We start from the raw sequence: 6077 nt of genomic DNA on the forward strand, positions 1-6077 counted from the left end.
GCGCCGCGGTCGTGCAGGCGCCGCCCGGCACCGGCAAGACGACGCTCGTCCCGCCGGCCGTCGCGGCGGCCGTGACCGGCCGGGTGATCGTGACCCAGCCGCGCCGGATCGCTGCGCGTGCGGCCGCGCGTCGGCTCGCGCACCTGCTGGGCGAGCCGGTCGGCGCCACGGTCGGGTTCTCGGTGCGCGGCGACCGCGTGGTGAGCGCCGCCACCCGCATCGAGGTGGTGACCACGGGCGTGCTGGTCAGGCGCCTGCAGCGGGACCCGGAGCTGCCCGGCGTCGGCGCGGTGGTCCTCGACGAGGTCCACGAGCGGCACCTCGACGACGACCTCGCGCTCGCCCTGGTGGTCGACGTGCGGGCGAACCTCCGCGCCGACCTCGCGCTGGTGGCGATGTCCGCGACGGTGGAGGCGGAGCGCACGGCCGCCCTGCTGGGCGGAGCGCCCGTGGTGAGCGTCGCCGGCGCGCTCTTCCCGGTCGACGTCGTCCAGAGCCCGCCCCCGCCGCGGGTCGCGCGGACCGACGAGCGTGGCGTGACCCCGGGGTTCCTCGACCACGTCGCCGTGACCGTGCGCCGGGCCCTGACGGAGCGCACCGGCGACATCCTCGTCTTCGTGCCCGGGGCCGGTGAGGTCGACGGCGTCGCGCGGCGGCTCTCGGGCCTCGACGTGGCCGTGCGTCCGCTGCACGGGCGGCTGCCGGCGCGCGATCAGGACCTCGCGCTCACCCCGGGCGCGCGGCGCCGGGTCGTCGTGTCGACCGCCGTCGCCGAGTCGTCGCTGACGGTGCCCGGGGTCCGGGTGGTGGTCGACGCGGGCTTCTCGCGCGAGCCGCGGACGGACCACCGACGCGGCCTCGCCGGCCTGGTGACCGTGAGCGTGAGCCGGGCGGCCGCGGAGCAGCGGGCCGGGCGCGCGGGCCGGGAGGGGCCCGGAGCGGTCTATCGCTGCTGGTCCGCGGCCGACGACGCCCGGCTGCCGGCGCACCCGCAGCCGGAGATCCTCACGGCGGACCTCACCGCGTTCGCGCTCGAGCTGGCGTGCTGGGGGAGCCCGGACGGTGCCGGGCTGGCGCTCCTGGACGCCCCGCCCGAGGCGGCCATGGCCGCGGCGCGCGCGATCCTGGTGGACCTCGGCGCGGTCGGGCCGGACGGACRTCCGACCGCCCGGGGCCGGGCCGTGTCCGCCGTCCCGGCCGACCCGCGCCTGGCCCGGGCGCTGCTGGACGGCTCGGGGCTCGTCGGCGCCCGGCGGGCKGCCGAGGTGGTCGCCCTGCTGWCSGACGACGYSCGSGCGCCCGGCGGYGACCTSGTSGCGGCSCTMCGGGCGSTGCGGCGCGGCGGACCCCAGGCGTCGGGCTGGCGCGCGCAGGTCGCCAGGCTGCGATCGTCAGCGCCGTCGGAGGGACGGGGCGTGCCCGGCCTGGAGGACCTCACCGACGACCTCGCCGTGGGACTCGTCGTCGCCCTCGCGCACCCCGACCGCATCGCACGCCTGCGCCCTGGGGGCTCGACGTACCTCATGACGTCCGGCACCGGGGCCGCGCTGCCCCCGGGTTCGGCGCTCGTCGGCCTGCCATGGCTGGCGGTCGCCGACGCCGACCGCGGCGCCGGCCGCCGCGACGCGACGATCCGGTCGGCGGCGCCCCTCGATCTCGACCTGGCGACGGAGGCCGCGCCGGCGCTGCTGCGATACGAGGAGACGGTCGCGTGGGTGCAGGGCGCCGTCGTCGCCCGGCGCGTGCGCCGGCTGGGCGCGATCGAGCTGACGTCGGTGCCGCTCCCGAACCCGCCCCGCGAGCTCGTCCTGGCGGCGGTGCGCGAGGGTCTCGCCCGCGAGGGCCTGTCGATGCTGCGCTGGTCCGAGGCCGCCACCGCGCTGCGCCGGCGCCTCGCCTTCCTCCACGCCGCGCTGGGCTCGCCGTGGCCGGACGTGTCCGACGAGGCCCTGCTGGCGGACCAGGACGCGTGGCTGGACCTGTCGGGGGTCCGTGGGCCGCGGGACCTGCCACGCGTCGACGTGCTCCAGGCGCTGCGCAGGCTGCTGCCCTGGCCCGACGCCGCGCGGCTCGACGAGCTCGCTCCGGAACGGCTCACCGTGCCCAGCGGCTCGAGCGTGCGCGTCGACTACACCGCTGACCAGCCCGTGCTCGCCGTGCGGCTGCAGGAGACGTTCGGGTGGCGGGCCACGCCGCGCCTGGCCGGCGGGCGGGTGCCGGTCCTGCTCCACCTGCTGTCCCCGGCGGGACGGCCGGCTGCGGTCACCGCGGACCTCGAGTCGTTCTGGCGGAACGGCTACCTGCAGGTCCGCGCCGAGCTGCGCGGGCGGTACCCGAAGCACGCCTGGCCCGACGACCCGCTCGAGGCGGCGCCGGTGCGCGGCCTCAGCTCGCCACGCCCGCCTCGTCGCACGGGATCGTGACGTCGAGCTGCAGCTCGTGCAGCTCCGCGTCGACCAGGCGCAGGGTCCGCTGCATCGCCACCGGCTGCAGCTTTCCCACGTCGTTGCCGTGCGGGTGGTCGAAGAACGCGAGCAGCAGGAGCAGCAGGGTGATGACGACCGTCACGCTGCCCATGAGCAGCCCCTGGGTCACGACCCCCTCAGACGAGTCCGCGAAGAACAGCACGTACACGAAGATGACGCCCGAGATCAGGAAGAGCACGAGCCACAGGGGCAGCGGGATCAGTCCCTCGGCGCCGTGCACGCGGTCGATGCGGGCCTGCTCGCGCTGGGCCGTCTGGTCCATCCACCGGTCGTAGGCCGACTGCTCGACGTCGGTCTGGGGTTCGAACGGGTGGACCGTGCGGAAGAGGCCGACGGCCCACGGGTTGAACGAGTCGCCGAGCGTCCCCGACTGCATCTTCGGCCACTCGACGCCCACGACCGCCCGCGCGTAGCAGACCAGCTGACCGGTGAGCTCGTCGCGCACGTCGGCGGGGAGGTACTGGGCCGTCTGCACCTGCTGGGCGACGATCACGGCCTCGGTCTCCGCTCCGGAGCGGGCCTCGTCGTAGGACTGGAACGCCAGGAAGATGATGAAGCCCAGGAGCACCGAGAAGCCCGTGGCCAGCACCCCGAAGACCCCCGAGGCGCGGTCGCCGTCGCTGAAGTAGCTGCCCTCGGGCGCGCGGCGCCTGACCAGGAGCATCGCGGTGACCGTGAGGGCGGTGACGCCGATCGTGATGATCGCGCCGACGACGATGTTCACGCGGTCTCGAGGGGGTCGCTCTGCTGCACCCGCTCAACATAGGGGCCAGATCGGACACGAGCGAGCGATCGTGCGCAACGATGACCGCATGCCCGACGCGTCGCGCCAGCCCGGCCGCCTCTTCCGCCAGACGTGGTGGCGTGCTCGCGACTACGCGACGGTGCTCCGGTGGCAGGCCGAGGGCATCGTGTCGCGCGTGGACCCCGAGCAGCTGCGCCACCCCGAGCAGCCGGTCGGCCCGCCCGTGGTGCTCCTGCCCGGCGTCTACGAGTCGTGGCACTTCCTGCTGCCGATCGCCACGTTCCTGCACGGGCACGGCGTCCGGGTCCACGTGCTGCCCCGCCTGCGCACCAACCGGCGGCCGGTCGCGGACGGGGCGGAGGTGCTCGCCGGGTACCTCGTGGACCACGACCTGCGGGACGTCGTCCTCGTGGCGCACAGCAAGGGCGGGCTCATCGGCAAGCTCGCCATGGTGCGCGACCCCGACCGGCGGATCGACTCGATGATCGCGGTCAACACGCCGTTCTCCGGCTCCGTCCACGCGCGCTGGTTCCTCGCGCCGGCGGTGCGCGCCTTCATCCCGAACGACGCGACGATCGTGTCGCTCGCCGGCGAGCGGGCCGTGAACGCCCGGATCACCTCGGTGCACAGCGACTGGGACCCGCACATCCCGGCCGGCAGCGCGCTCGACGGGGCGCAGAACGTGGTGCTGTCGACACCGGGGCACTTCCGGCCGCTGGCGGACCCGGTCCTCGAGGCCTTGCTGCTCGAGCGTCTGCTCAGCCCCGGGGCAGCTGCAGAACCCGGGTGAACCCGGGGGAGTCGGGGTCGTCGACGATCTCGTCGCCGTCGAGCCACGACCCGATCACGTGCGACAGCTCGCCCGGGTGGCTGAAGTTGATCGCGTGGGCGGCCCCTTCGATCAGGGCGACGGTGAGCTGCGGGCCCGCGAGGCGGGCGATCTCCCGCACCCGGCGCGGCGGCGCCATCAGCGGGTCCTTGCTCCCGATGACGACCAGGGTGGGCACGGTCGCCTTCAGCAGCCGCTCCAGGGACGGGAACCTGGTGAGCTCGGCGAACATGTTCCACGTGTTGATCGGGCCGAACCTGAGGTAGTCCGGGACGGCCACCCGCGCCATCCGCGGGCTCTCGCGCGCGCCGTCCCGAGCCAGCTGCCGGATCGCCTTGCCGAGCCCCTGGTTGTGCACCCCGCCCGCGGGCGAGACGAGCACGAGCCGATCCACCCGGTCCGGTGCCGCGTGCGCCACCTCGAGGCTCACCGGGCAGCCCATCGAGTTGCCCACCAGGACGACCTTCTCCAGCCCGGCGTCGTCGAGCATCTTCAGGAGGGCGATCGCCAGCGCGGGGATGCCGAGGGTGTAGCCCCAGCGTTCGCTCTTGCCGTACCCCGGCAGGTCCGGCACCACGTTCATGGCCCGCTCGGCGAGCAGGCGGGCCGTCGGCATCAGGTAGGTGCCCGAGATGCCGAACCCGTGCACGTGCACGATCGGCACGGCGCCCGGCACGGCGGGGCTCAACCTGTAGAAGACCTTGTGGCCCTCCACGTCGAGCGTGCTCTCGGTCCAGCCGGGGTCCATGTCCGCCACTCGCAGATAGTGTCAGAGCGGCGCCTCGTGGTCGAGGCGCCGCTCTGATGGTGCGACCTGCTGGTCAGCGCAGCCAGCCGAACCGCTGCACCAGGGGGATCCGCGCCCACCGGCGGCCGAGGCCCCAGGTGTCTCCGGCGAGGAGGACGGCACACGTGATCAGCACCAGGGCGTAGATCACGTGGTAGTCGACCAGCGGGTTGGTCGAGCCCTGCAGGAGCGGCCACTCCGCCGTCCACATCAGGGCCATGAGCAGCGAGCCGGCGACCGCCGAGATGCGCAGCCCGATGCCGAGCATGACGGCCACGCCGACCCCGAGCAGGCACAGCATGAACAGCCAGTCGGTGCCGACGCTCGCCATCGAGGCGAACGTGCCCTTGAACGGGCCGACGGTGGCGAACTGCATGAAGCCCTGGCTCGGCGTACCGCCGTTGATCCAGGCCTGTGCCGGCTCGCCCTCGGCCACGGCGGCGCCGGTGCTGTAGTGCAGCCCGAACGCCTTGTCGAGGAACGCCCACAGGAAGATGAAGCCCGTGGCGAGCCGGGTGACGGCGAGCCAGCGGCGGCCCGTCGCGTGCGTGACGACGTCGTCCTCGACCAGCACGGCCGGGTGGGTCGATGTCGTGGTCTCGGGATGGATGGTTGCCATGTCGATTGTCTCCTCCGTGCGAGGTCCCACCGTTGGGACCGGGTAGGTCAGGCTCTGTTGACGCCACGCTGCTCCGCGCGGGCGGTCGTCCCCAGGGCCGAAGGTCCCTCCTGCGCCGGGCCGATCAGGGACCCAGGTCCCGGGACGCGGGGCCGGAGGCGGTCGAGGCTGGAGGGAAGCGGACCGGCTGCGGCCGAGCCACGCGCGAGGAGCGAGGAGGCATCTCATGCGTACCGACGGACCGGTGGTCGTCGCGCTCGACGGCTCACCCAACAGCGCGCACACCCTGGAGTGGGGCGTCGCGGAAGCCGTGCGGCGTCGCGCCGACGTCCTGCTCACCCGCGTGATCGACGACGCCTGGCAGGCGATGGCGTGGAGCTGGTATCCCGTCATCGACACCGGGGACGGCGGCGCGGAGGTCGAGGAGTACCTGGCGGAGCAGCGCGTCCATGTCCGCGAGCACCACCCCGGTGTGACGGTCCGGGTCCGGGTTCTGCACGGTCAGGTCGTCCCGGCCCTGCGCGAGCTGAGCGTGGACGCCCAGCTGCTCGTGGTCGGCGCGCGTCCCCGGTACGGCCGCGGCCGCACGGGGGCCACCGGCTCCCACCTCG

Annotated in this window: 6 protein-coding genes; 3 read left to right on the forward strand and 3 right to left on the reverse strand. The window is 74.5% G+C overall.

The features are described from left to right. Window positions 1–2423 (forward strand): ATP-dependent helicase HrpB (gene hrpB / locus ACXJKG_RS18610; protein WP_456847226.1); only part of this gene is annotated, 2423 nt, incomplete at its 5' end. On the opposite strand, the gene ACXJKG_RS18615 is transcribed toward hrpB, so the two are convergent. Further along, on the reverse strand, window positions 2386–3210 hold the full coding sequence (locus ACXJKG_RS18615; RefSeq protein WP_456847227.1) for a bestrophin-like domain: 825 nt from the start codon (window positions 3208–3210) through the stop codon (window positions 2386–2388). The genes hrpB and ACXJKG_RS18615 overlap by 38 nt on opposite strands. 88 nt (window positions 3211–3298) lie before the next feature. Here ACXJKG_RS18615 and ACXJKG_RS18620 point away from each other — a divergent pair, with 88 nt between their 5' ends. Next, a complete protein-coding gene (locus ACXJKG_RS18620) occupies window positions 3299–4021 on the forward strand; it encodes an esterase/lipase family protein (protein ID WP_456847228.1) in 723 nt (240 codons plus the stop codon). On the opposite strand, the gene ACXJKG_RS18625 is transcribed toward ACXJKG_RS18620, so the two are convergent. Together ACXJKG_RS18625 and ACXJKG_RS18630 are read right to left on the reverse strand one after the other, a co-directional pair. Next, window positions 3990–4808 carry an alpha/beta fold hydrolase gene (locus ACXJKG_RS18625; RefSeq protein WP_456847231.1) on the reverse strand — a complete coding sequence of 273 codons (819 nt, stop codon included), beginning with the start codon at window positions 4806–4808 and terminating at the stop codon, window positions 3990–3992. The genes ACXJKG_RS18620 and ACXJKG_RS18625 overlap by 32 nt on opposite strands. A gap of 73 nt (window positions 4809–4881) precedes the next feature. Further along, window positions 4882–5466, reverse strand: a complete 585-nt coding sequence (locus ACXJKG_RS18630) for a DoxX family protein (RefSeq protein WP_456847229.1) — start codon at window positions 5464–5466, stop codon at window positions 4882–4884. A 226-nt stretch (window positions 5467–5692) separates the two neighbouring features. On the opposite strand from ACXJKG_RS18630, the gene ACXJKG_RS18635 reads away from it, so the two are divergent. Then, window positions 5693–6077, forward strand: a 385-nt coding sequence (locus tag ACXJKG_RS18635; protein ID WP_456847230.1) for a universal stress protein, incomplete at its 3' end; no start/stop codon positions are given.

This window comes from Cellulomonas sp. P5_C6, from assembly GCF_054049635.1.

Excerpts from the sequence above, each read along its gene's own strand:
- ACXJKG_RS18620 (WP_456847228.1), top strand. The coding sequence starts at position 3,299 with ATGCCCGACGCGTCGCGCCAGCCCGGCCGCCTCTTCCGCCAGACGTGG.
- ACXJKG_RS18625 (WP_456847231.1), bottom strand. The coding sequence starts at position 4,808 with ATGGACCCCGGCTGGACCGAGAGCACGCTCGACGTGGAGGGCCACAAG.
- ACXJKG_RS18630 (WP_456847229.1), bottom strand. The coding sequence starts at position 5,466 with ATGGCAACCATCCATCCCGAGACCACGACATCGACCCACCCGGCCGTG.